General features: G+C 70.2%; 5 protein-coding genes. 1 reads left to right on the top strand and 4 read right to left on the bottom strand.

Translation table 11 applies throughout. From position 1 onward, the window contains the following. Positions 1-104: 104 nt before the first annotated feature. From rplT to infC, 3 genes are all read right to left on the bottom strand, one after another. The gene (gene rplT / locus CCN56_RS37505) at positions 105-491 is read right to left on the bottom strand and encodes a 50S ribosomal protein L20 (protein ID WP_030493496.1); all 387 of its coding nucleotides are present in this window, start codon (positions 489-491) and stop codon (positions 105-107) included. 106 nt (positions 492-597) lie between these two features. After that, positions 598-792 carry a 50S ribosomal protein L35 gene (gene rpmI, locus CCN56_RS37500; RefSeq protein ID WP_041128339.1) on the bottom strand — a complete coding sequence of 65 codons (195 nt, stop codon included), beginning with the start codon at positions 790-792 and terminating at the stop codon, positions 598-600. A gap of 124 nt (positions 793-916) precedes the next feature. Further along, positions 917-1648, bottom strand: a complete 732-nt coding sequence (gene infC / locus CCN56_RS37495) for a translation initiation factor IF-3 (RefSeq protein ID WP_373412947.1) — start codon at positions 1646-1648, stop codon at positions 917-919. Between the two features lie 270 nt (positions 1649-1918). On the opposite strand from infC, the gene CCN56_RS37490 reads away from it, so the two are divergent. Next, the gene (locus CCN56_RS37490) at positions 1919-2287 is read left to right on the top strand and encodes a DUF1844 domain-containing protein (protein WP_041128341.1); all 369 of its coding nucleotides are present in this window, start codon (positions 1919-1921) and stop codon (positions 2285-2287) included. Positions 2288-2477: 190 nt separating this feature from the next. On the opposite strand, the gene CCN56_RS37485 is transcribed toward CCN56_RS37490, so the two are convergent. Then, complete coding sequence (locus CCN56_RS37485; protein WP_086832169.1) at positions 2478-3212, bottom strand: SseB family protein; 735 nt, start codon at positions 3210-3212, stop codon at positions 2478-2480. Between the last annotated feature and the right edge of the window lie 110 nt (positions 3213-3322).

The raw sequence follows: 3322 nt of genomic DNA, 5'->3' as shown, positions 1-3322 counted from the left end.
CGCCTGCGGGTCCGGGTGCTACGGGTTTTCGGGGGCCGACGCACCCGGACCCGCAGGCGCGAGCGCGCTGCGGGTCCGGGCGGAAGTACTGCGGGCCTGGAAGATCAGGCGGCGGCCTTCGGGGCGTTGACGTCGGCCGGGAGGGCCTTCTGCGCAACCTCGACCAGCGCGGCGAACGCGTTGATGTCGTTGACGGCCAGCTCGGCGAGGATCTTGCGGTCCACCTCGATGTTGGCGGCCTTCAGACCCTGGATGAGGCGGTTGTACGTCATGCCGTTCTGGCGGGCAGCGGCGTTGATGCGCTGGATCCACAGCTGACGGAAGTCGCCCTTGCGCTTCTTGCGGTCGTTGTAGTTGTAGACCAGCGAGTGGGTGACCTGCTCCTTGGCCTTGCGGTACAGGCGCGAACGCTGACCGCGGTAGCCGGAGGCCTGCTCGAGGATCGCCCGGCGCTTCTTGTGGGCGTTGACTGCCCGCTTGACGCGTGCCACTTCTTAACTCCTTGTAGCGGGGTCGTGGTGGTCCTCACACGACCCGAAAAACGGATGGGTCCCGGACGGTGCCGGATGCCCTCGTCGCCGAGGGCGGGAGATCAGATCAGATGCCCAGCATCTTCTTGATCTTGGCGGAGTCACCCGGGGCCATCTCGGCGTTGCCGGTGAGGCGACGCGTCAGCTTGGACGACTTGTGCTCGAGCAGGTGGCGCTTACCGGCGCGCTCGCGCAGGATCTTGCCGGAGCCGGTGACCTTGAAGCGCTTCTTGGCACCGGAGTGCGTCTTGTTCTTCGGCATAGCGCCGTTCTCTCCTCGTCAGTGGCGCTCCCCCGGTGCGGGCACCGGTCGACCGGGAGCGTCATTCTTCGATTGGGTGGGACCGGACGGAATCCGGGGGCTGCCGGGAGGCAGCCCCCGTGGATCACGCCTCGGCGTTCTCGGCCGGGGTCTCGGTCGAGGTCTCCTCGGCAGCGGCGGCGGGGGCCTCGGACGAACCGCCCTGGCGCTCCGCCTTGCGCGCGGCCTGGGCCTCGCGAGCCTCGGCCATGGCCTCGGTCTTCTTCTTGTGCGGACCGAGAACCATGATCATGTTCCGGCCGTCCTGCTTCGGGTTGGACTCGATGAATCCAAGCTCCTGGACGTCCTCGGCGAGGCGCTGCAGAAGTCGGTAACCGAGCTCCGGGCGGGACTGCTCACGACCGCGGAACATGATCGTGATCTTGACCTTGTCGCCCTGCTTGAGGAACCGGACGACGTGACCCTTCTTGGTGTCATAGTCGTGCGGGTCGATCTTCGGCCGGAGCTTCATCTCCTTGATGACCGTGTGCGCCTGGTTCTTGCGCGCCTCACGGGCCTTCATGGCCGACTCGTACTTGAACTTCCCGTAGTCCATGAGCTTGCACACGGGCGGGCGGGCGTTCGCCGCGACCTCGACCAGGTCGAGGTCGTACTCCTGCGCGAGCTCCAGGGCCTTGGCAAGCGGAACAATGCCCACCTGCTCGCCGCTGGGGCCGACAAGACGCACCTCGGGAACGCGAATCCGCTCGTTGATGCGGGGCTCGGCGCTGATGGATCCTCCTCGGTAGCACCACGCGACCGCCTTGGCGGACGGACACGTCACGTGAAACAGTTGAGACCAACCGGGCCGGTACATGAAAAATGCCCCGGACGGTACACAGGCGGGGCTCCACGGAAAACCGGAGCACCACCACGGTGAACCGCGGGGCGCACATCGGGCGGCTCCATCGTCCGTACGGAACGATGGGCGCCACCTGACCGGTGACCCGCCACCCGTGAGGGTGGTCAGGTGGGAGTACGGAGCCTCCACTTGTGGGCCGGACACAGAGGTGTCCAGCCGGTCGTTACACAAGGTTAGCAGGACCCGGCGGTCGGCGCGAACCGTACGTCCGCTTATCGTGTGGGCATGAGCGAGACGCCCCAGAACGAGTCCACGGACACCCCCGACTTCGAATCCATGACCCGCGACATCGCGGAGGTCCCGGCGGTCGAGGTGATCGTGACGGTCGCCGTCAACCTGATGAGCGCCGCCGCGGTGAAGCTCGGGCTCACCGAGGAGGGCGAGAAGCACAAGGACCTCGACGAGGCGCGCAAGCTGATCCACGCGCTCGCGGGCCTCCTGGACGCCGGCGCGACGGAGGTCTCCTCCTTCCACGCGGCTCCCCTGCGGGACGGCCTGAAGTCCCTCCAGCTCGCCTTCCGCGAGGCGTCCCTGATCCCGGACGAGCCGGGCCAGGGACCGGGCGAGAAGTACACGGGGCCGGTGTACGGCTAGGAGCCGATCGGGCCCGCCGGGGCCGCGGGGGTACGGGGGTCGCCCCCCGGAAGAGAACAGCCACGGGGCCGGTGTACGGCTAGGAGCCGATCGGGCCCGCCGGGGCCGCGGGGGTACGGGGGTCGCCCCCGGAAGAGAACAGCCACGGGGCCGGTGTACCGCTAGGAGCGCTGCTCCCCCACGTAGACCGTTACCGCTTTACGTAGAAGGGCTCGCCCGGAGGCGTGGCCGAGGCCGGCAGGAGTGCCAGGTCGAGGCCCCGCACCAGGCGGGCCCTCAGTGTTTCGTCGGCGGCCAGGGCGCGGGCCACGCGCTGGGCGGCCTCCGCCGGAGCGGCGTCGGCGTCGAGGACCAGGGCGACGGTGCCGTCGGCGGTGCCGGGCCCCAGGTGGGCGCGGAGCACCGCCGGCTCGGCGGCGACGACGGCGCGCACGGCGTCCCGTACGGCCGGGTCGTCGAGCGGGTCGGCGCTGGAGCGGCCCTCGGCGAGGGCGAGCAGCGCGGAGCCGGCCACCTGGTACGGCACGGGTCCCGCCAGGTCCAGGACCAGGGTGTCGGCCTTCTCGTGGACGAGCGCGGCGAGCGCCTGCTGGAGGGGGACGGCCACGGGGCGGGCCTGCGGGTCCCAGAGGGCGAGCGAGGCGATCGAGGTGAAGGCCGGCAGGGCCCGCCGGTCGCCGGCCGTGAGGGTGGGGACGGCCATGTCGCTCGTCTTCTCCTGCTTGAGGCCCGTCTCGGGGTCGATCTCGACCTCGCCGAGGACGGCGACGACGGGGACGAGCAGCCGGGCCCCCTTCAGGGCTTCGAGGACGGGTCCATGGGCGGTCCGGTCCTCCGCCCAGGCCGCGAGGGCCGCGGCGAGCCGCGGGTCGGCGGTGCCGTCGTCTTCGGAGAAACCGGGGTCCGGGATGTTCTTGAGCGCCACGCACCGAGCCTAACGGCCGGGCCGGAGCCACCGGACAACGGCCCTAGTGCGTCCGGTGGGCGCGTCGGAGCATCACGGCGGTGAGGAGCAGCAGGGCGCCGAGCCCGCCG

Origin of the sequence: Streptomyces sp. NRRL B-24572, from assembly GCF_002156145.1 — a bacterium.
Taxonomy (GTDB): Bacteria; Actinomycetota; Actinomycetes; order Streptomycetales; family Streptomycetaceae; genus Streptomyces; species Streptomyces vietnamensis.
This window is presented reverse-complemented; position numbering and strand designations above follow the sequence as displayed.